Source organism: Kitasatospora sp. NPDC057692 (assembly GCF_042799475.1).
GTDB lineage: Bacteria > Actinomycetota > Actinomycetes > Streptomycetales > Streptomycetaceae > Kitasatospora.
On the sequence record NZ_JBHVIV010000028.1, the window covers coordinates 45,466 to 64,205 of the forward strand.

An 18,740-nucleotide genomic window follows, 5' to 3' on the forward strand; every position below is an offset into this window, starting at 1 on the left:
CCCTCACGCGCCGATCCGGTACAGGGAGTGGGTCCAGGAGAACGTGCCGTTCGACACGTAGTAGTTGTAGTCCGCCCAGTTGTAGCGGTAGTTGGACGGCCACGGGTCGCCCCAGTAGACCCAGTTGCTCGCGGTGTCGTAGCCGTACAGGACGTGCATGTGGCCGCCGCCGGAGCTCCACTGGATCCGGGTCTCGACCGGGCGGTCGGCGTTCACCTCGGTCTGCACCGTGGCGTACCGCAGGTAGCCGGTGACGTAGGAGCCCGGATTGATGCCGATCCGGCTCAGGGCGTTCTGCACGTCGCCCAGCGTGGCCTGGCTGTTGGGGCAGCCGGAGTTGGTCGAGCGGCCGAACGCGGCGTTGCAGAACTGGTTCTGGCTGTAGTCGTAGCCGTACCAGGTGGCGATGGTGTTGCCGCTCGCCGCCCAGCACCAGTTGGTCTGCTGTTGCTGCTGCATGGTGATGTTGAGCTTCCTGGACGTGCCGGCCAGGTCGGTCGTGGCGCCGGCGGCGGCCGCGGGCCGCACCCGCGCCTGGGGGCCGGCGGCCGTGGGGGCGGCCTGGGCCGGGGTGACGGCCGCGACGCTGAGCGCCGGGCCGAGGACGCCGAGGGCGAGCACCGAGACGGCGCGACGCAGGCGTATCCGGGGAACGGACATGGGGGATGGCCTCCTTGCGGCAGGCAGAGGAGTCGAGAGGTGTGGGGGTGCGGTCCGGATCGCGCCACCGAGCATCGCGCCGTTGACATGGCAGGTCAACGGCCCTCGGCCCCCGCCCGCACGGCTGTGAACGGGCCCGCCCCGCTGTGAACGCCGGCCCCGGAACCCCCGCCCGGAGCGTCAGGACCGGTGACAAACCCCCCTCCCCGTGTGAATATTCACGACCAACCGGGCCCACCGCACCGGCCAGCGCCGGGCCGCCCGGCCCCGCCCCCGAGGAGGCCGCATGCAGCGGACCGACCGAGCCGACCTCGCCACCGCGCTGCGCACCGGCCCGTTCGACCTCGCCCTGCGCACCGCGATCACCGCCCGCGGCCTCGCCCTGCACCGCATCCGCGACCGCCTGGCGCTGCGCGGCGTCCACATCGGGGTCACCAGCCTCAGCTACTGGCAGCAGGGCCACCGCCGCCCCGAACGGGCCGAGTCACTGCGCGCCGTCCGGGAGTTGGAGCGGGTGCTGGAGCTGCCCGCGCACTCCCTCACCCGGCTGCTCGGCCCCCGGCGCGCCGCCCCCGCCGCGCCGGCCGGTCCACCCGTCCGCCCCTACCGCGACCTCATCACCCCGCCCACCGCGGTCGACGACCTGCTCGCCGAACTGGCCGGCCCGCGCGACAGCGGGCTGCACACCATCACCCATATCGAGCGGATCAGGATCGGCGCCGACCGGCGGCTCCGGCGCCGCGACTCCCAGCACGCGCTGCGCGCCCACCGCGACGGCGTCGACCGCTACCTCGCCATCCACCAGGGCGATCCCGGCAGCGACATCACCCGGGTCGGCGTCCGCGCCGAGGAGAACTGCCGCCCCGGCCGCATCCGCCGCGACCAGGCCCACGACCTGCTGATCGCCGAACTCCTGCTGGACCGGCGGCTGCGCGCGGGCGACACCCACCTGCTCGGCTACGGCTTCGACGACGCCCCGGCGCCCGAGCCCAGCTGCGAGTACCTCCGCGGCTTCCACACGGGCGCCGGGCAGTACGTCCTCCAGATCACCTTCGACCCGGCCGCGCTGCCCGTCCGCTGCCACCGGTTCGCCCGCCGCTCGCCCGCGGAGCGGCCCTACGAGAGCGAGGAACTGACCCTCGACGGCCACCACTGCGTCCACCTGGTCGCCACCGCCGTCGGGCCCTGCATCCTGGGCATCGGCTGGGACTGGGAGTAGCCCCGGAGCGGCTCACGGGCGCGCCGGGTCCGGGGCCGCGCGGCGGGCGTCGTACCGGGGGTCGACGGTGCCGAACAGCCGGTCCCTGAGGGTCCAGGGCATGCCCCGTCCTCCCCCGCCGCTGCTCCGCCGCCCAGCGGTTTTACCCGGCCTCGGCCGCTCCCAGCCGCTCGGCGAGGACCGCCGGGTCGGTGGTCGGCGCGTCGCAGGTGAAGTGCCGGCAGACGTAGGCGGCGGGCGCGCCGTCGACCAGCGGCCGGCCGTCGAGCAGCGGGACCTCGTCGCTGCCGGCGCCCGGCTCGCCGAACGCGACCACCGCGCCGGGCGCGGTGCCCAGCAGCGCGGTCCGGTGCAGCGCGACCGTCCGGGGGTCGCCGGCCGGGCCGATCACCGCGACCTCGCGGGGGCCGTCGGCCAGCGCCTCGGCGGCGGCCAGGCCCCAGCCGACGAACCGCGGCGCGCGCGAGGCGAGCGCCCCGACGATGCCGAGCGCGCGCTCGGCGGCGGTCCGGTGGCGGTCCGAGCCGGTGTACGCGGCGTACGTGAGCAGGGCGGCCGCGGCGGCGGTCCAGCCGGACGGGGTCGCGTTGTCGGTCGGGTCCTGCGGTCGCCGGATCAGCTCCTCGGCGTCGTCGGCGGTGTCGAACAGCGCGCCGGTCCCCTCGTCGGCGAAGTGCTTGAGCACGGTGTCGAGCAGTCCGCCGGCCAGCTGGAGCCACTCGGCCTCACCGGTGACGGCGTACAGCGCGAGGAAGCCCTCGGCGGTGTCGGCGTAGTCCTCCAGCACGCCCGCGTTGGCGCCAGGGCGGCCGTCCCGGGAGGTGCGCAGCAGCCGGCCCTCGGGGGTGAGGTGGACGGCGAGCAGCAGGTCGGCGGCGCGTTCGGCGGCCCGGACGAGGTCGGGGCGCTCCAGCAGGGCGCCGGTCTCGGCGAGGGCGGCGATCGCGAGCCCGTTCCAGGCGGCGACCACCTTGTCGTCCCGGGCGGGCGCCGGGCGGTCCGCGCGGGCGGCCAGCATGCGCGCACGGATCGCCTCGTACTCGGCGGTGTCCTCGGGGTCGGCGAGGAGCTGGAGGACGGAGGTGCCGTGCTCGAAGGTGCCGTCGGCGGTGACCGAGAACAGCCGGGCGGCGGTGGCGGCGTCGGCGGGGCCGAGCAGGTCGACCAACTGGCCCGGCTCCCAGACGTAGTAGGCGCCCTCGGCGGTGGCGCCGGTCTCCTCGTCCAGGCTGTCGGCGTCCAGCGCCGAGGCGAACGCCCCCTCGGGGGTGCGCAGTTCGCGCAGCAGGAAGTCCGCGGTGGAGAGCGCGACCCGGCGGGCCAGCGGGGAGCCGGTCGCCCGCCACAGGTGCAGGTACGCGCGCAGCAGCAGCGCGTTGTCGTAGAGCATCTTCTCGAAGTGCGGGACCACCCAGCCGGCGTCCACCGCGTACCGGGCGAAGCCGCCGCCGAGCTGGTCGTGGATGCCGCCGCGGGCCATCGCCTCGCCGGTGCGGACGGCCATCTCCAGCGCGGCCTGCGAGCCGGTCCTGGCGTGGTGGCGCAGCAGGTACTCGACCGCCATGGCCGGCGGGAACTTGGGCGCCCCGCCGAAGCCTCCGTGCCGCGGGTCGAAGTCACGGCTGAGCGCGACCAGCGCCTGGTGCAGATCGGCCTCCCCGGGCGGCTGGTGCACCCCGCTGCCGACCGCGTAGACGGAGGCCCGCTCGGCCAGGTCGGCCCGGATCCGGGCGGCCACCTCGCCGACCTCCTCCCGCCGGTCCCGCCAGGCGGCGTGCACGCCCTCCAGCACCTGCCGGAACGACGGCATGCCGTGCCGGGGCTCGGACGGGAAGTAGGTGCCGAAGTAGAACGGCTCCTTGCCGGGGGTCAGGAAGACGGTCATCGGCCAGCCGCCCTGCCCGGTCGCCGCCTGCACGGCCTCCATGTACACGGCGTCGACGTCCGGCCGCTCCTCCCGGTCGACCTTGACCGCGACGAACCGCTCGTTGAGGTACTCCGCCGTGCCCGCGTCCTCGAAGGACTCGTGCGCCATCACGTGGCACCAGTGACACGCGGCGTACCCGACGCTCAGCAGCACCGGGACCCCGCGCCGCTCCGCCTCCTCGAAGGCCTCCGGCCCCCACGGCCACCAGTCGACCGGGTTCTCGGCGTGCTGCTGCAGGTACGGCGACGTCGCGTCGGCGAGGCGGTTCGGCATGCCCCCATCCTTGCGCATCCGCGCGCCGGAGGGGGCCCGTCCTCACTCCTTCGGGGTCTCCGGCTCCTCGGCGAAGTTCACCCGCTTGAACTGCTTGTTCATCGACTTGGCCAGGAACCAGGTGGCCACGCCGAGGGCGGCGAAGACGAGGAAGCCCAGCAGGCCGGGGGTGACCTTGGCGTCGTCGACGGCGAGCTGGACGGCGAGGTGGGTGAGGTTCACGGGGGCACTCATATCTCTATGGTGGCCCGGCTCACGGGGAGCCGGGCCATCGGGGGGTGCTTCAGTCCCGCGTGTCGGCCGACTCGGCCGTCAGGCTGGGGGTCCGCAGGCCGGCGAACAGGTCGTCCTCCGGCAGGTCCACGTCGACCAGGGTACGGGCGAGCTCGTAGTCCTCGGTGGGCCACACCTCGCGCTGGACCTCCAGCGGGACGCGGAACCACGGGCCGTCCGGGTCGATCTGGGTGGCGTGCGCGATCAGCGCGCGGTCCCGGGTCTCGAACCAGTCCTCGCAGCGGACCCGGGTGGTGATCTCGCGCTCCACGCGGCCGCTCTTCTCCCAGCCGGCGATCCACTCGCCGTAGGGGGACTCGTGGCCGTTCTCGGAGAGGTACTTGTGCAGGGCTCGGATCCGGCCCATCGGGAAGCCGTGGTTGTAGTACAGCTTCAGCGGCTGCCAGGGCTCGCCGGCCCCGGGGTACGCGTCGGGGTCGCCGGCCGCGTCGAAGGCCACCATGGTGATCTTGTGGGTCATGATGTGGTCGGGGTGCGGGTAGCCGCCGTTCTCGTCGTAGGTCGTGATGACCTGCGGCTTGAACTCCCGGATCAGGCGGACCAGCGGTTCGGCCGCCTCCTTGACGTCCTGCAGGGCGAAGCAGCCCTCGGGCAGCGGGGGCAGCGGGTCGCCCTCCGGCAGGCCCGAGTCCACGAAGCCCAGCCAGGCCTGCCTGATCCCGAGGATCGCGCGGGCCTCGTCCATCTCCTTGCGCCGCACCTCGTGGATGTTCTCCTCGATCTCCGGCTTGCCCTGCAGCTTCGGGTTGAGGACCGAACCGCGTTCCCCCCCGGTGCAGGTGGCCACCAGCACGTCCACCCCCTGGTCGACGTACATGGCCATGGTCGCCGCGCCCTTGCTGGACTCGTCGTCCGGGTGGGCGTGCACCGCCATCAGTCGCAACTGCTCAGTCAACGCGTGCGTTCCTTCCACAAAATGTCCGGGCGTACCGCGCAAGCCGGTCCGCCCGCCGTCCGATCCGCTCTCGGGGCCGCGTCACCGCAGGGGCCGGCCGCCGCGCGGGGCGCCGACACGACCGAGCCCGCCCCCGCCGGAACGGCCGCGGGCGTGCCCCTCCTATAGTGACGGACTGGAGGAGCACCGCATTCCCCCCGCACCACCCGCGCGGCCCCCTCCCCACGAGAGGACTGAGCCCCATGAGCGCTGGCACCCGGCCCCCGCAGCTGCCCGAGGACCGCTACGGGCGGCGCGGCGACCGCGAGGACGACCGCCGGCTCAAGGTGGTCGGCGCGGTCTGCGGGGTGCTGCTGCTGGGCGTGGTCGCCTGGCTGGGCGGCACCTACCTGATCCGCGAGACGAAGATCAACGGCACCGTGCCGACCTTCCAGGCGCTCTCCGACACCGAGCTCCAGCTGCACCTGGCGGTGCGCAAGAGCGACGGCACGGCCGGCAGCTGCACCGTCCGCTCGCAGGGCGAGAACGGCGCGGTGGTCGGGGTGGCCGACTTCCCCGTCCCGGCGGGCGGCACCGAGTACGACGCCGTGGTGAGCCTGCGGACCACCGCCCGCGGCACCACCGCCGAGCTGCTGGGCTGTACTCCCGAGTAGCGGCGCGCCAGGCATATCCGCTCAGGAGAACGGGCATCCGTAGAGGAGTCCCGCCCACCGATCCTGTACACCTCGGCGCAACGCCGTCGTCAATGGCGCGCCAACGACCCTCCCGATTGTCGGCAGGAGTTGTTAGGCTCGTGGTTTCGCCCCTTCCGCACCAGCTGGTACGGGAGCGGGCGTTGCTTTGTAGTTAAGACCGATATCGGCACCACCCAACACGCTGACGACTCACACCCTCAGCACAGCCCCAGCACCTACGAGGAGCACCCGTGACCCAGACCAGCGAGAACGTGACCTGGCTCACTCAGTCCGGCTACGACCAGCTCAAGGCCGAGCTGGATCACCTGACCGGCCCCTGGCGGATCGAGATCGCGCAGAAGATCGAGGCCGCGCGTGAGGAGGGTGACCTCAAGGAGAACGCCGGCTATCACGCCGCCAAGGAGGAGCAGGGCAAGTACGAGCTCCGGATCCGCCAGCTCACCCAGATCCTGGAGCGCGCCAAGGTCGGCGAGGCTCCGGCGGACTCCGGCGTGGTGGCTCCGGGCATGGTCGTCACGGTCGCCTTCGACGGCGACGAGGACGACACCATGAGGTTCCTGCTGGGCTCGCGCGAGGTCGGCGAGGACGACCTGGACATCTACTCGCCGCAGTCGCCGCTCGGCCGCGCGATCGACGGCAGGACGATCGGCGACGAGGCGACCTACGAGCTGCCGAACGGCAAGCAGGCCATGGTGAAGATCGTCGAGGTCAAGCCCTACTCCGGCTGATCCCACCCCCGCCCTTTCGCGCACCCGGGACCGGATCAGCGGGTGGAGGAGCGGTACTTGCGCACCGACAGCCAGGAGAACACCGCGGTGATCACCACCGACCAGAGCACCGACACCAGCTCGGCGTTCTGCATCGGCCACACGTCGTCCACCGGGCCCACCTGGTTGCCGAACAGGTTGCGGCAGGCCTGCACGGTGGCGCTGAACGGGTTCCAGTAGGCGATCGTCTGCAGCCAGCCCGGCATCGAGCTGACCGGCACGAAGGCGTTGGAGATGAAGGTCAGCGGGAAGAGCCAGATCAGCCCGGCCGAGGTGGCCGCCTCCGGGCTGCGCACCGAGAGGCCGATCAGCGCGCCGATCCAGGAGAAGGCGTAGCCGAGCAGGAGCAGCAGCGCGAACGCGCCCAGCGCGGACAGCAGCCCCTCGTGGATCCGCCAGCCGACCAGCAGCGCCACCAGGGCGAGCACCACCAGGGTGAACGCGGTCTGGCACAGGTCGGCCAGGGTCCGGCCGACCAGCACCGCCGAGCGGGCCATCGGCAGCGAGCGGAACCGGTCGACCAGGCCCTTGGACATGTCCTCGGCGATGCCCGCCGAGGCGCCGGCCACCGCGAAGGTGACGGTCTGGGCGAAGATGCCCGCCATCAGGAACTGGATGTACGCCGAGGAGCTGGACTGCGTCCCCGGGATGTTGATCGCGCCGCCCATGACGTACGAGAACAGCAGCACGAACATGACCGGCTGCATGAGGCCGAACACCACGATCTCGGGTATCCGGGTCATCCGGCGCAGGTTGCGCCGGGCGACCACCCAGGAGTCGTGCAGGACGGCGTCCACGCCCCGGCGCTGCTTGGGTACCGCCCCGCCGATGGCGTGCTCGGTCGCGGTGGCCATCTCAGAGTTCCTTCCCGGCCGGAACGGCCTGCTTGCCGGTGCCGGAGCCGTCGCCCCGCGCGCGTCCCTTGCCCCCGGCGGCCTCCTCGTCCCCGCCCTCGGTGTGGTGGCCGGTGAGCGAGAGGAAGACGTCGTCCAGGGTCGGCCTGCGCAGGCCGATGTCGTCGATCCCGATCGAGCGGGAGTCCAGCTCGCGGATCACGTCGGCCAGCACCCGGGCGCCGCCGCTGACCGGGACGGTGATCCGCCGGGTGTTCTTCTCCACCGCCGGCTCGCCGATCGCGTAGGAGGAGAGCGCCTCGACCGCCTCGCCGACCAGGTCGGGCCGCTGCACCACGACCTCGATCCGCTCGCCGCCGATCTGCGCCTTGAGCTGGTCGGCGGTGCCGCGAGCGATCACCTTGCCGTGGTCGACCACGGCGATGTCGTGGGCGAGGCGGTCCGCCTCCTCCAGGTACTGGGTGGTGAGCAGCAGCGTGGTGCCCTGCTCGACCAGGGTCTCGATGACCTCCCAGAGGGCGAGCCGGTTGCGCGGGTCGAGGCCGGTGGTGGGCTCGTCCAGGAACATCACCGGCGGCCGGACGACCAGGGCGGCGGCGAGGTCGAGGCGCCGGCGCATGCCGCCGGAGTAGGTCTTGGCGGTGCGGTCCTTGGCCTCGGTGAGGTTGAACCACTCCAGCAGTTCGAGCGCTCTGGCCTTCGCCGCGCGGGCGGGCATCTGGTAGAGCTCGCCGACCATCTGGAGGTTCTCGAAGCCGGTCAGGTACTCGTCGACCGCGGCGTACTGGCCGGAGAGTCCGATCAGGCTGCGGACCCGGTTCGGGTGCTTGAGGACGTCGACGCCGGCCACCGTCGCACGGCCGGAGTCGGGCTGGAGCAGGGTGGTGAGGACGCGCACGGTGGTGGTCTTGCCGGCGCCGTTCGGGCCGAGCAGCCCGAGCACCGTACCCTCGGGGACGTCGAGGCTGACGCCGTCCAGGGCTCGTACGTCACCGAAGGTCTTGACCAGGTTCTCGGCTTGGATGGCTGGCGCCATGGGCCTGCCTCATCTCCTCGGAGGAACGGGCGGAACTGCGTGGTCTGTCCCACTTTGCCCCCAATTCGGGCAGGCAAGCGACTCGTTTCCGCTGCCGCGGCGACAGAACGCGATGTATCGCGAGTCTGGCAGCCGCGATATATCGCGTCAAGGATCAGCGGCGGCCGCCCCACCGGACCCTAGCGGGTCACCACGTACCCCGCGCCCCGCAGTTCGCCGAGCACCACCGCGCAGTGCTCCGGCCCCTTGGTCTCCAGGTGCAGGTCCACCTCCACCTCGGTCAGCCCCAGCTGCGGATCGACCCGGACGTGCGCCACGTCCAGGACATTGGCGTCCACCCTGGTCAGCACCCCGAGCAGGCCCGCCAGCGCGCCCGGCCGGTCGGCGAGGCGCACCCGCAGCGAGAGGTACCGGCCGGCCGCCGCCAGCCCGTGCCGCAGCACCCGCTGCATCAGCTGCGGGTCGATGTTGCCGCCGGACAGCACCGCCACCACCGGCCCCTCGAAGGAGTCCGGCTGCTCCAGCAGCGCCGCGACGGGGGCCGCCCCGGCCGGCTCCACCACCAGCTTCAACCGTTCGAGGCCGAGCAGCAGGGCCCGGGACAGCGAGTCCTCGGAGACCGTCCGGACGCCGTCCGCCAGGGTGTTGACGATCTCGAACGGGACGTCCCCCGGCCGGCCGACCATGATCCCGTCCGCCATCGTGGCGAACCGCTCCAGCGAGACCGGGTGCCCCGCCGCCAGCGAGGGCGGGTACGCGGCCGCGGCCGCCGCCTGCACCCCGACCACCCGCACGTCCGGCCGCAGCGGTTTGACCGCCGCCGCGATCCCGGCCAGCAGGCCGCCGCCGCCCACCCCGACCAGCACGGTCCGCACCTCGGGGCACTGCTCCAGGATCTCCAGGCCGACGGTGGCCTGCCCGATCACGACGTCCCGGTGGTCGAACGGGTGGATGAACACCGCGCCGCCGGCCTCCGCGTACCGCTGCGCCGCCTGCAGCGCCTCGTCGACGGTCGCCCCGTGCAGCCGCACCTCGGCGCCGTACTCCCGGGTCGCCGCGATCTTCGGCAGCGGCGCGGACACCGGCATGAAGACCGTCGAGCGCACCCCGAGCAGCGCGGCCGCCAGCGCCACCCCCTGGGCGTGGTTCCCGGCGCTCGCCGCGACCACCCCGCCGGCCCGCTGCACCGGGGAGAGGCCCGCGATCCGCACATACGCCCCGCGCAGCTTGAACGAGCCGGTGCGCTGGAGGTTCTCGCACTTCAGGTGGACCGGCGCACCGACCAGCGCGGAGAGGTGGCGGCTGCCCTCCATCGGCGTCACCCGGGCGACCCCGGCGAGCATCTTCTGAGCGCCGCGGACGTCGTCGAGGGTGATCGGCCAGCTGTGCATGACAGCAGCCTAGGGCGTCACGACACGTGGTTCGGGGACGTCGGCCCTGTTCCCGGGCCCGCCCGGCCCGCGTACTCTGCTGCTCCTGAGCCTTCCTCACCGCACGACGATCGTGAGCCGCGATGACGACGACCTCGCCCCAGGCCACCGACCTCACCGACCCCGTGCACACCCAACTCCAGTACCAGCTGGCACTGTTCGCCCGCCGCATGGAACAGGTCCGCGGATCCGACGGGGTGGCCGCCCTGGTCCGGGCCGCCTACCTGCTGCTCGAACGGCTGGAGCGCCTCGGCCCCGCCAACGTCAAGGCGCTGGCCGACGCGCTGGGTGTCGACTCCTCCACCGTCACCCGGCAGGTCGCGCCACTGGTCGCGGCCGGCCTGGTCGGCCGGGTCCAGGACCCGGCCGACCGGCGCGCCGTCCGGCTCGCGCTGACCCCGCTCGGCGCCGGCCGGCTGGCCGAAGTGCGGGCCGGGAGAACCGAGTTGACCCGTCGGCTGGTCGCCGACTGGCCGCACGAGGAGCAGCGGGCGTTCTGCGCCCTGCTGGCCCGCTTCAACCACTCCATGGAGGAGTACACGGCGGGCCGGCAGGGCGCCGGCGGCGCGTAGGGCCCGCGGGGGCGGGGCCTCAGCCCAGCGCCTGCCCGAGGTCGGCCAGCAGGTCGTCGATCGACTCGATGCCGACGGAGACGCGCACCAGGTCGGACGGCACCTCCAGCGCCGAACCGGCCACCGAGGCGTGGGTCATCCGGCCCGGGTGCTCGATCAGCGACTCCACGCCGCCCAGCGACTCGCCGAGGGTGAACAGCCGCGCCCGGTTGCAGACCTCGACCGCCGCCTCCTCGCCGCCGTTCACCCGGAACGACACCATGCCGCCGAAGGCCTTCATCTGCTTGGCGGCGATGTCGTGGCCGGGGTGCTCGGGCAGGCCCGGGTACAGCACCTGGCTGACCCTGGGGTGCCCGGCGAGCAGTTCGGCGACCTTCTCGGCGTTCGAGCTGTGCCGGTCCATCCGCACGCCGAGGGTCTTGATGCCGCGCAGCACCAGCCAGGCGTCGAACGGGCCGGAGACCGCGCCCATCGCGTTCTGGTGGTAGGCGACCTCCTCGCCGAGGCCCGCCTCGGCGATCACCAGGGCGCCGCCGACCACGTCCGAGTGGCCGCCCATGTACTTGGTGGTCGAGTGCACGACCACGTCGGCGCCGAGCGCGATCGGCTGCTGCAGGTACGGGCTGGCGAAGGTGTTGTCGACCACCAGCAGCGCGCCGGCGCCGTGCGCGATCTCGGCCAGCGCGGCCAGGTCGGTGATGCCGAGCAGCGGGTTGGACGGGGTCTCCACCCACACCGCGCGGGTGTTGGGGCGCAGCGCCTCGCGGACGGTGGCGAGGTCCTGGGTGTTGGCCACGGAGAACTCGACGCCCCAGCGGGTCAGCACCTTGGCGAAGAGCCGGAAGGTGCCGCCGTAGGCGTCGTTGGGGATCACGATGTGGTCGCCCGGCTTGAGGATCGTGCGCAGCAGGGTGTCCTCGGCGGCGAGGCCGGAGGCGAAGGCGAGGCCGCGGGCACCGCCCTCCAGCGCGGCGAGGCACTCCTCCAGCGCGGTGCGGGTCGGGTTGGCGCTGCGGCTGTACTCGTAGCCGCCCCGCAGGCCGCCCACCCCGTCCTGCTTGTAGGTGGACACCTGGTAGATCGGCGTGACGACGGCCCCGGTCTGGGGGTCTGCTTCCTGACCCGCGTGGATGGCGAGGGTCTCGAAGCCCTGGGGAAGCTGGTGCTCGGTCATGCTCCGAGCGTAGTCGGCCCACGGACGGCCGCCTCCCGGACACCGCCGGGACGCCGCCGGGGCGCCGCCGCGCGCCAGGAATCCCCCGGTGTCCGGCCGCGTTGGAACGTCCGCAACCCTCCCCGAACCGTTGGAGCAGGCCGTGCTGTTCAACCGCCACAAGACCTCGCTCGTTCCCGCCGACCAGGCGCTGCCCGGCCGCCAGGCCCCGGCGTTCACGCTGCGGGAGCCGCACACCGTGCTCGGCCACCCGCTGACCGGCCCGTACCCCGAGGGCCTTGAGGTCGCGGACTTCGGGCTGGGCTGCTTCTGGGGCGCCGAGCGGACGTTCTGGCGGCTGCCCGGCGTCTGGACCACGCTGGTCGGCTACCAGGGCGGCCACACCCCGAACCCGACGTACGAGGAGGTGTGCAGCGGACTGACCGGGCACACCGAGGCGGTCCGGGTGGTGTACGACCCCGCGGTGGTCTCCTACGAGCGGCTGCTGAAGACCTTCTGGGAGGCGCACGACCCGACCCAGGGCAACCGCCAGGGCAACGACGTGGGCACCCAGTACCGCTCCGCCGTCTACACCCACTCCCCCGCCCAGGCCGCCGCCGCGACCGCCACCCGGGACGCCTTCCAGCCGGCCCTCACCGCGCTCGGCCTCGGCGCGGTCACCACCGAGATCGCCCCGGCCGGCCCGTTCTACCCGGCCGAGCCCTACCACCAGCAGTACCTCTCGGACGCCAAGAACCCGAACGGCTACTGCGGCCTCGGCGGCACCGGCGCCAGCTGCCCGATCGGGGTGGCCCGCACGGAGGCCTGAGGCCCGTCGTCACGGAGGGTGCCCGAGTCCCTCCGTCACGCAGGGTTCCCGCGCCGGGCCCCGGGGGCGCAGACTGGAAGGACCGGTAGGGCGGCCGCGTCACCGTCCCTGGTGGCGCGGCCGCCCCTGTCCCGAGGAGCACCTCATGGCCGGTCTCATCCGCAGGAACTTCGACACCGATCCCGACGAGGTCCGCCCGTTCGAGGCGGACAAGGGCGAGATGCGCCTGGTCCACCTGGACGGCGGGGGCGTCGGACGGGCGGTGTTCCAGCCCGGCTGGCAGTGGTCCCAGCACGTCAGGCCGATCGCCGGCACCGACAGCTGCCAGGCCGCCCACGCCGGCTACGTCCTCTCCGGACGGTTGAAGGTCGTCATGGACGACGGCCAGGAGGACGAGTTCGGCCCCGGCGACTTCATGCTCTGCGCGCCCGGCCACGACGCCTGGGTGGTCGGCGACGAGCCGGCGGTCGTCCTGGACTGGCAGGGCTACGTCGACTACGCCAAGCGGGCGTGAGCACCCGGCCGGCGCGGGTCAGCCCCGCCGGACCTCGTGCATGAAGCAGCCGAACTCCACCGCCCGGACGTGCAGCACGGCCACCTCCGGGTCGGCCAGCAGCCCCGCCGCGGCCTCCTCGGCGGTCTCCGGCTCCACCAGCTCGCCGCCGAGGATGTGCCCGCGCCGGTCGTAGGCGCGCAGCACCCGCCGCCCGCCGTGGAAGCCGCCCGGCCAGCCCGGTCCGGCCGGGCCGTCGCACGGCCCGTCGTGCACGAAGACCGGGCCCCGCTCGTCGTACGGGCCGGGCTCGGCCCCGGTCGCGGCGGCCCAGCGCCGCAGCGGCGCGTAGGAGACCAGGGCGATCCGCTCCCCGGCCCGGGCCCTGGTGAGGCAGCAGCGCAGCGGGGCGCCGCCGGTCCCGTCGACGGAGCGCACGGGCGGGTGCCCGGCGTCGTCGCGCTCCAGCAGCCCGCCGTGGACGGCCGGGTCGATCGCCCGGACGGTGAGCACGGACGGGGTGGGGGTGGGGGTGGTGGTCGTCGTCATGGCTCCACCCTGCCCCCGCCCCGGCCCGGCGTCCGGCGGTTTTCGGCCGTCGCGATCAGATCGCGCTGCCGGCCTTCCAGGCGGCCCAGCCCATGTTCCAGCCGTTGAGGCCGTTGGACGGCGCGACCGTCTTGTCGCCGGAGTTCACGACCTCGACCACGTCGCCGACCATCGAGCTCTTGAAGAACCTGTAGCCGTCCGCGCCCGCGTCCTGGCCGCCCTTGACGTCGCGCAGGCCGACGCAGCCGTGGCTGGTGTTCTGGCTGCCGAAGGTCGAGGCCGGGGACCAGTAGTTGCCGTGGATGAAGGTGCCGGAGGTGCTGAGCCGCTGGGCGTGCGGCACGTCCGGGATGTCGTACTCGCTGCCGAGGCCGACCGTCTGCGAGTTCATCCGGGTCTGCTGGTACTGCTCGGTGATCACCATCCTGCCACCCCAGGTGCGGTACTCGGGGGAGCCGCCGGAGATCGCGTAGACGGCGCTGACCTGGCCGTCCGTGGTGACGGTGAGCTTCTTGGCGGCGAGGTCGGCGACGCTGGTCTGCGCGCGACCGATGGTGAAGCGGACGTCCTTGGACTGGGTGCCGTAGACGCCCTTGGCGCCCTGGACGTCCTTCAGCCGGAGCTTGACGGTCACCTTGGTGCCCTTGGCCCAGTACTCCTGCGGCCGGAAGTCGAGGCGGGTGCTGGAGAACCAGTGCCCGACGATCTCGACGCCCGGCTCGGCTATCACGGTGATCGCCTGCTGGACGGCCTTGCGGTCGGTGACCGGCTTGGAGAAGTTGATCGAGACGGGCATGCCGACGCCGACGACCGAACCGTCCTCGGGGGTGAAGTAGCCGACGAAGGTGTTGGCCGGGGTCGCCGTGGTGAAGACGGCGTTGGCGTCGGCCTCCAGCTTCTCCTTGTCGAGGGCGGCGGCGGACACCGTGTACTTGGTGCCGCTGGCCGGGGCCGCGGAGGAGGTCCAGACGGTGCCGTCGGCGGACAGCTCGCCGGCCAGCGCCTTGCCGGTGGAGTCGGCGACCTTGACGGTGGTGAGGGCGCCGCCCGCGACGGCGACCCGCACCGGGTCGCTGAAGCTGGCGGCGGTGGCGCCGTCGGCCGGGGTGACGGTGATCACGGCGGCCGAGGTCTTCGGGGTCGGGGTGCTGGTGGGGCTGGGCGTGGGCTGGGCGCCGCCGCCGGCGGCCGTCGTGCCGCCGTCGCCCGCGGTGGTGCCGGTGCCGCCCGACCCGCCGCTGCCACCGGTCCCGGCGCCGGCGCCGTTGTCGGCGCTCTTGCTGTCGTTGCAGGCCGCCAGCAGCAGGACCGGGGCGCCGATCAGACCCGCCAGCACGCCGCGCCGGCTCCAGTTGCTGCCGGCCGCTCGGCCCTGGCCTTCCCGTGCCGTCACGTCGCCCACTCCCTGCTCATCATCCGGGCATTACGGATACAGAAACGCAATCCGTGCGTTCACGGTTCCATCACCAACGGCTTGCGATCGTACGAGAATCCGAAACTCGGCGCCAAATATGGACAAATGCCCGGTCTGCGGACAGCAGACCGGGCCTTCACGGGCTGTGACGGGAGCGCCCTACTCGGCGGGCTCCTCCACCGTGTACTCCTCCCACTCGTCGCTCTCCGGGTCGAAGTCGGTCTTCGCCGACTCCCAGGTCGCCGAGGCGAGCTCGATCCCCGGGACGTCGCCGAGCAGCGCCACCGGGTCGATGAAGTGGGCGAGCGAGCCGGACGGGTCCACCTCGATGGCCTCGACGGACTGGGCGCGCTCGTCGTCGTCCAGGTACTCGTCGTCGGCCACCTGCTCGAGGGCCGCCGCCTTGAGGGCGCCCTCGTCGGTGATCTCCGCGATGAGCTCGATGCTGAGCCGGACGTAGCGCGGGCCGTCCTGGCCGGTCGTGTCAGTGCTGGTCATGGCAGTGAGACTACGGGAACGCACCGCCGCGGGAGCACGGGAACGGGAGGGGCCGGCCCTCCGTGGGGAGGACCGGCCCCGCCGCCTCCGCCGGGCTCCCCCACCCGGGAGCCGCGGAGACGCGCCAAGCGGCGCGGTCGCCCGGGGAGCCGCCTCACCCTGACCTCCGGCCGGAGCCGGGCAGGGGCGGGACGACGGCGTCTCCTCGGGCAGGGACACCACCGGTCGGATCAGGACCGACCGTCGTGCCCGAGACGGTCCGCGCCGCCGGGGAGCCGCTCCCGGTCGGTCACCGCCGTCTCGCTCGGCGTCTTGCCGTGTGCACAACGATGGCGCAGCCGTGTTAAGCCCGTGCTGCACGGAGATGACGCCGGTGTACCAGTTCGCCCGGAAACGGAACCTCCGCCCCGCAGGTCCTCGCCCGGGAGGCCGTCAGCCGCCGGGTCGGGGTCGGCGGCTGACCCGGCCTCAGTGCCCGGCGCGGCTGCCGGTCAGGAAGCCCAGCAGGTCCTGGCGGGTGACGATGCCCTGCGGCTTGCCCTCCACCAGCACCACCGCGGCGTCGGCCTTCTCCAGCACCGTCATCAGGTTGGTGACGGTCTCGCCCGAGCCGACCACCGGCAGCGGCTTGGACATCACCTTGTCCAGGGTGTCGGTCAGCTGGATGTCGCCCGCGAAGACGCCCTCCAGCAGCAGCTTCTCCACCACCGAGCCGATCACCTCGCCGGCCATGATGTCCGGGTGGCCGGCGCCCGGCGAGACCACCGGCATCTGCGAGACGCCGTACTCGCGCAGCACCCGGACCGCCTCGGAGACCGTCTCGTTGGGGTGCATGTGGACGAACTGCGGGATGCCCTCGTGCTCGATGGCGTCCTTGCGGGCCAGCACCTCGCCGATGTGCGCCTCGTCGGTGGCGGACGGCAGGAAGCCGTAGTCGGCCATCCAGTCGTCGTTGAAGATCTTCGACAGGTAGCCGCGGCCGCCGTCCGGCAGCAGCACCACGACGACGTCGTCCGGGCCGAGCCCGCGGGCGACCTCCAGCGCGGCGACGACCGCCATGCCGCAGGAGCCGCCGACCAGCAGGCCCTCCTCCTTGGCCAGGCGGCGGGTCATCTGGAAGGAGTCCTTGTCGGAGACGGCGACGATCCCGTCCGCGACGGTGCGGTCGTAGGCGGTCGGCCAGAAGTCCTCGCCGACGCCCTCGACCAGGTACGGCCGGCCGGTACCGCCCGAGTAGACCGAGCCCTCCGGGTCGGCGCCGATCACCTTGACCTTGCCGCCGGAGACCTCCTTCAGGTAGTTGCCGGTGCCGGAGATGGTGCCGCCGGTGCCGACGCCCGCCACGAAGTGGGTGATCCGGCCCTCGGTCTGCTCCCACAGCTCCGGACCGGTGGAGTGGAAGTGCGAGGCCGGGTTGTCCGGGTTGGAGTACTGGTCCGGCTTCCAGGCGTTCGGGGTCTCACGGACCAGCCGGTCGGAGACGTTGTAGTACGAGTCCGGGTGCTCGGGGGCGACCGCCGTCGGACAGACGACCACCTCGGCACCGTAGGCGCGCAGCGTGTTGATCTTGTCGGTGGAGACCTTGTCGGGGCAGACGAAGATGCACTTGTAGCCCTTCTGCTGGGCCACGATCGCCAGGCCGACACCGGTGTTGCCGGAGGTCGGCTCGACGATGGTGCCGCCGGGCTTGAGGGCGCCGGAGGCCTCGGCGGCCTCGATCATGCGCATCGCGATGCGGTCCTTCACCGAACCACCGGGGTTGAAGTACTCGACCTTGGCGAGCACGGTCGCGCTGATTCCCTCGGTGACCTTGTTCAGCTTGACCAGCGGGGTGTTGCCGACCAGGTCGATGATCGAGTTGTGGTACCGCACGGGGGATCCTCCCGGTCTGTGGGCATGCAGTGGCTGCGGGCATGCACGTGGCGCTTTCGGTACTGCAAAGCCTAGGCCGTACCAGGAGCCCCGTCCGGCCCGTACGCCCCACGAACGGACCACCCCCGTCGTAGGCCGGGCCGATCGCGGGTACTAGGGGTGTACACGCATCGGGAGCGGCCCTTCACCGGGTGGCACGAGGACGCGAAGGGGGCACCGGATGTCAACGGCACAGGGGTCGCGGGCCCGGGTGGCCCGCCGGATCGCCACCGCGGCGGCGTACGGCGGGGGCGGGCTCGGCGTGCTGGGCGTCGGCCTGGTGGGCCTGCTGCTGACCGAGAGCAGACTCGCCGTCCAGGCCATCGGCATCCTGGAGGGCGCTCCGCCGAAGGCCGACGGCGTCTACGGCGAGGCCTTCGCCGACACCTCCGCCGCGCCGCAGCCGCCGCTGGTGCTGGCCTTCCTCGGCGACTCCACGGCGGCCGGCCTGGGGGTGCTGCGGGCCCGCGAGACACCGGGCGCGCTGCTCGCCGCCGGGCTCGCCTCGGTCGCCGAGCGCCCGGTCCGGCTGGTCAACGTGGCGTTCACCGGCGGCCGCTCCGCCGACCTGGCCGGCCAGCTGGACCAGGCCCTGGCGCACCGCCCCGACATCGCCGTGATCATGGTCGGCGCCAACGACGTGACCCGGCACAGCCCGGCCGAGCTCGCGGTGCGCCAGCTCGGCGAGACGGTCGCCGCGCTGCGCGCGGCCGGCTGCCAGGTGGTGGTCGGCACCTGCCCGGACCTCGGGACGATCAAGCCGGTCCGCCCGCCGCTGCGCTGGGTGGCCCGCCGGCTGAGCCGGCAGCTGGCCGCCGCGCAGACCATCGCGGTGGTGGAGGCGGGCGGCCGGACGGTCTCGCTCGGCTCGCTGCTGGGCCCCGAGTTCGCGGCCCGTCCGGAGATGTTCGCCGCCGACCGCTACCACCCCTCGGCCCAGGGCTACGCGACGGCCGCGATGGCCGTGCTGCCCTCGGTCTGCGCCACCCTGGACCTCTGGCCGCAGGAGGAGCGGCCGGACGGGACGGTCCCGGGCGGGGCCGTGCTGCCGGTGGCGGTGGCCGCGGCGGCCGCGGCCGGGCGGTCCGGCTCCGAGGTGGCGGCGGTCGGCGGCGAGGGCGGCGCGGCCGGGCGCTGGGCGCTGCTGCGCCACCGGCTGCGGGTCGGCCTGCCGGGCTCCGGAGCCGCCGGGGAGCCGTCCGCGGAGGGCGCCCCGGGCCCCGGGAACACGTCGGCCAGCTCACACACCCGGGCGGGTGACGACTGACCTA

At 73.3% G+C, this 18,740-nt stretch carries 19 protein-coding genes; 7 read left to right on the forward strand and 12 right to left on the reverse strand.

What is annotated here, in order from left to right; genetic code table 11:
• Positions 1-3 precede the first annotated feature (3 nt).
• On the reverse strand, positions 4-660 hold the full coding sequence (locus ACFVFS_RS17985) for a papain-like cysteine protease family protein (protein WP_380625174.1): 657 nt from the start codon (positions 658-660) through the stop codon (positions 4-6).
• A gap of 286 nt (positions 661-946) precedes the next feature.
• Here ACFVFS_RS17985 and ACFVFS_RS17990 point away from each other — a divergent pair, with 286 nt between their 5' ends.
• Positions 947-1,879: a hypothetical protein gene (locus ACFVFS_RS17990; RefSeq protein ID WP_380625176.1), complete on the forward strand. Its 933-nt coding sequence runs from the start codon at positions 947-949 to the stop codon at positions 1,877-1,879.
• 142 nt (positions 1,880-2,021) lie between these two features.
• On the opposite strand, the gene ACFVFS_RS17995 is transcribed toward ACFVFS_RS17990, so the two are convergent.
• The 3 genes from ACFVFS_RS17995 to mca are packed head-to-tail and all read right to left on the reverse strand — an operon-like array spanning position 2,022 to position 5,268.
• Entirely contained in the window at positions 2,022-4,079 is a 2,058-nt protein-coding gene (locus tag ACFVFS_RS17995) for a thioredoxin domain-containing protein (protein ID WP_380625178.1), read from the reverse strand.
• Positions 4,080-4,121: 42 nt separating this feature from the next.
• The gene (locus ACFVFS_RS18000) at positions 4,122-4,313 is read right to left on the reverse strand and encodes a hypothetical protein (protein ID WP_376093163.1); all 192 of its coding nucleotides are present in this window, start codon (positions 4,311-4,313) and stop codon (positions 4,122-4,124) included.
• 49 nt (positions 4,314-4,362) lie between these two features.
• Complete coding sequence (mca, locus tag ACFVFS_RS18005) at positions 4,363-5,268, reverse strand: mycothiol conjugate amidase Mca (RefSeq protein WP_380625180.1); 906 nt, start codon at positions 5,266-5,268, stop codon at positions 4,363-4,365.
• Positions 5,269-5,510: 242 nt separating this feature from the next.
• Here mca and ACFVFS_RS18010 point away from each other — a divergent pair, with 242 nt between their 5' ends.
• Both ACFVFS_RS18010 and greA read left to right on the forward strand, forming a co-directional pair.
• Positions 5,511-5,921: a DUF4307 domain-containing protein gene (locus ACFVFS_RS18010; protein ID WP_380625182.1), complete on the forward strand. Its 411-nt coding sequence runs from the start codon at positions 5,511-5,513 to the stop codon at positions 5,919-5,921.
• A gap of 272 nt (positions 5,922-6,193) precedes the next feature.
• Positions 6,194-6,691: a transcription elongation factor GreA gene (greA, locus tag ACFVFS_RS18015; protein ID WP_380625184.1), complete on the forward strand. Its 498-nt coding sequence runs from the start codon at positions 6,194-6,196 to the stop codon at positions 6,689-6,691.
• A gap of 35 nt (positions 6,692-6,726) precedes the next feature.
• Here the strand turns inward: greA and ACFVFS_RS18020 are convergent, their stop codons facing one another.
• The 3 genes from ACFVFS_RS18020 to ilvA all read right to left on the reverse strand — a co-directional run bounded on the left by ACFVFS_RS18020 (position 6,727) and on the right by ilvA (position 10,011).
• Positions 6,727-7,584 carry an ABC transporter permease gene (locus tag ACFVFS_RS18020; RefSeq protein ID WP_380625186.1) on the reverse strand — a complete coding sequence of 286 codons (858 nt, stop codon included), beginning with the start codon at positions 7,582-7,584 and terminating at the stop codon, positions 6,727-6,729.
• A 1-nt stretch (position 7,585) separates the two neighbouring features.
• A complete protein-coding gene (locus tag ACFVFS_RS18025) occupies positions 7,586-8,620 on the reverse strand; it encodes an ATP-binding cassette domain-containing protein (RefSeq protein ID WP_380625188.1) in 1,035 nt (344 codons plus the stop codon).
• Positions 8,621-8,799: 179 nt separating this feature from the next.
• Positions 8,800-10,011 (reverse strand): threonine ammonia-lyase, encoded by a 1,212-nt coding sequence (gene ilvA, locus ACFVFS_RS18030; protein WP_380625190.1) that lies wholly within the window; start codon positions 10,009-10,011, stop codon positions 8,800-8,802.
• Positions 10,012-10,133: 122 nt separating this feature from the next.
• Between ilvA and ACFVFS_RS18035 the strand changes: the two genes are divergently transcribed.
• Positions 10,134-10,622 (forward strand): MarR family winged helix-turn-helix transcriptional regulator, encoded by a 489-nt coding sequence (locus ACFVFS_RS18035; RefSeq protein WP_376093185.1) that lies wholly within the window; start codon positions 10,134-10,136, stop codon positions 10,620-10,622.
• 19 nt (positions 10,623-10,641) lie between these two features.
• Here the strand turns inward: ACFVFS_RS18035 and ACFVFS_RS18040 are convergent, their stop codons facing one another.
• A complete protein-coding gene (locus ACFVFS_RS18040; protein ID WP_380625193.1) occupies positions 10,642-11,796 on the reverse strand; it encodes a cystathionine gamma-synthase in 1,155 nt (384 codons plus the stop codon).
• Positions 11,797-11,938: 142 nt separating this feature from the next.
• Here ACFVFS_RS18040 and msrA point away from each other — a divergent pair, with 142 nt between their 5' ends.
• Both msrA and ACFVFS_RS18050 read left to right on the forward strand, forming a co-directional pair.
• Positions 11,939-12,604, forward strand: a complete 666-nt coding sequence (gene msrA / locus ACFVFS_RS18045; protein ID WP_380625195.1) for a peptide-methionine (S)-S-oxide reductase MsrA — start codon at positions 11,939-11,941, stop codon at positions 12,602-12,604.
• A 145-nt stretch (positions 12,605-12,749) separates the two neighbouring features.
• The gene (locus tag ACFVFS_RS18050) at positions 12,750-13,118 is read left to right on the forward strand and encodes a cupin domain-containing protein (RefSeq protein WP_380625197.1); all 369 of its coding nucleotides are present in this window, start codon (positions 12,750-12,752) and stop codon (positions 13,116-13,118) included.
• An 18-nt stretch (positions 13,119-13,136) separates the two neighbouring features.
• On the opposite strand, the gene ACFVFS_RS18055 is transcribed toward ACFVFS_RS18050, so the two are convergent.
• The 4 genes from ACFVFS_RS18055 to ACFVFS_RS18070 all read right to left on the reverse strand — a co-directional run bounded on the left by ACFVFS_RS18055 (position 13,137) and on the right by ACFVFS_RS18070 (position 17,430).
• A complete protein-coding gene (locus ACFVFS_RS18055; RefSeq protein WP_380625199.1) occupies positions 13,137-13,646 on the reverse strand; it encodes a DUF1203 domain-containing protein in 510 nt (169 codons plus the stop codon).
• Positions 13,647-13,701: 55 nt separating this feature from the next.
• Positions 13,702-15,039, reverse strand: coding sequence for an Ig-like domain-containing protein (locus ACFVFS_RS18060; RefSeq protein ID WP_380625200.1), 1,338 nt, complete (start codon positions 15,037-15,039; stop codon positions 13,702-13,704).
• Positions 15,040-15,219: 180 nt separating this feature from the next.
• Positions 15,220-15,558, reverse strand: a complete 339-nt coding sequence (locus ACFVFS_RS18065) for a hypothetical protein (RefSeq protein ID WP_380625202.1) — start codon at positions 15,556-15,558, stop codon at positions 15,220-15,222.
• 468 nt (positions 15,559-16,026) lie between these two features.
• Positions 16,027-17,430, reverse strand: coding sequence for a cystathionine beta-synthase (locus ACFVFS_RS18070; protein ID WP_380625204.1), 1,404 nt, complete (start codon positions 17,428-17,430; stop codon positions 16,027-16,029).
• A 220-nt stretch (positions 17,431-17,650) separates the two neighbouring features.
• On the opposite strand from ACFVFS_RS18070, the gene ACFVFS_RS18075 reads away from it, so the two are divergent.
• Positions 17,651-18,736 (forward strand): SGNH/GDSL hydrolase family protein, encoded by a 1,086-nt coding sequence (locus ACFVFS_RS18075; RefSeq protein ID WP_380625206.1) that lies wholly within the window; start codon positions 17,651-17,653, stop codon positions 18,734-18,736.
• Positions 18,737-18,740: the final 4 nt, after the last annotated feature.

What these genes read in the sequence shown, in the direction of transcription:
- ACFVFS_RS18065 (WP_380625202.1), bottom strand. Translation starts at nt 15,558, where the DNA reads ATGACCAGCACTGACACGACCGGCCAGGACGGCCCGCGCTACGTCCGG.
- ACFVFS_RS17995 (WP_380625178.1), bottom strand. Translation starts at nt 4,079, where the DNA reads ATGCCGAACCGCCTCGCCGACGCGACGTCGCCGTACCTGCAGCAGCAC.
- ACFVFS_RS18020 (WP_380625186.1), bottom strand. Translation starts at nt 7,584, where the DNA reads ATGGCCACCGCGACCGAGCACGCCATCGGCGGGGCGGTACCCAAGCAG.
- ACFVFS_RS17990 (WP_380625176.1), top strand. Translation starts at nt 947, where the DNA reads ATGCAGCGGACCGACCGAGCCGACCTCGCCACCGCGCTGCGCACCGGC.
- ACFVFS_RS18075 (WP_380625206.1), top strand. Translation starts at nt 17,651, where the DNA reads ATGTCAACGGCACAGGGGTCGCGGGCCCGGGTGGCCCGCCGGATCGCC.
- ACFVFS_RS18040 (WP_380625193.1), bottom strand. Translation starts at nt 11,796, where the DNA reads ATGACCGAGCACCAGCTTCCCCAGGGCTTCGAGACCCTCGCCATCCAC.
- ACFVFS_RS17985 (WP_380625174.1), bottom strand. Translation starts at nt 660, where the DNA reads ATGTCCGTTCCCCGGATACGCCTGCGTCGCGCCGTCTCGGTGCTCGCC.
- ACFVFS_RS18025 (WP_380625188.1), bottom strand. Translation starts at nt 8,620, where the DNA reads ATGGCGCCAGCCATCCAAGCCGAGAACCTGGTCAAGACCTTCGGTGAC.
- ACFVFS_RS18010 (WP_380625182.1), top strand. Translation starts at nt 5,511, where the DNA reads ATGAGCGCTGGCACCCGGCCCCCGCAGCTGCCCGAGGACCGCTACGGG.
- ACFVFS_RS18055 (WP_380625199.1), bottom strand. Translation starts at nt 13,646, where the DNA reads ATGACGACGACCACCACCCCCACCCCCACCCCGTCCGTGCTCACCGTC.
- ilvA (WP_380625190.1), bottom strand. Translation starts at nt 10,011, where the DNA reads ATGCACAGCTGGCCGATCACCCTCGACGACGTCCGCGGCGCTCAGAAG.
- ACFVFS_RS18050 (WP_380625197.1), top strand. Translation starts at nt 12,750, where the DNA reads ATGGCCGGTCTCATCCGCAGGAACTTCGACACCGATCCCGACGAGGTC.
- ACFVFS_RS18000 (WP_376093163.1), bottom strand. Translation starts at nt 4,313, where the DNA reads ATGAGTGCCCCCGTGAACCTCACCCACCTCGCCGTCCAGCTCGCCGTC.
- ACFVFS_RS18035 (WP_376093185.1), top strand. Translation starts at nt 10,134, where the DNA reads ATGACGACGACCTCGCCCCAGGCCACCGACCTCACCGACCCCGTGCAC.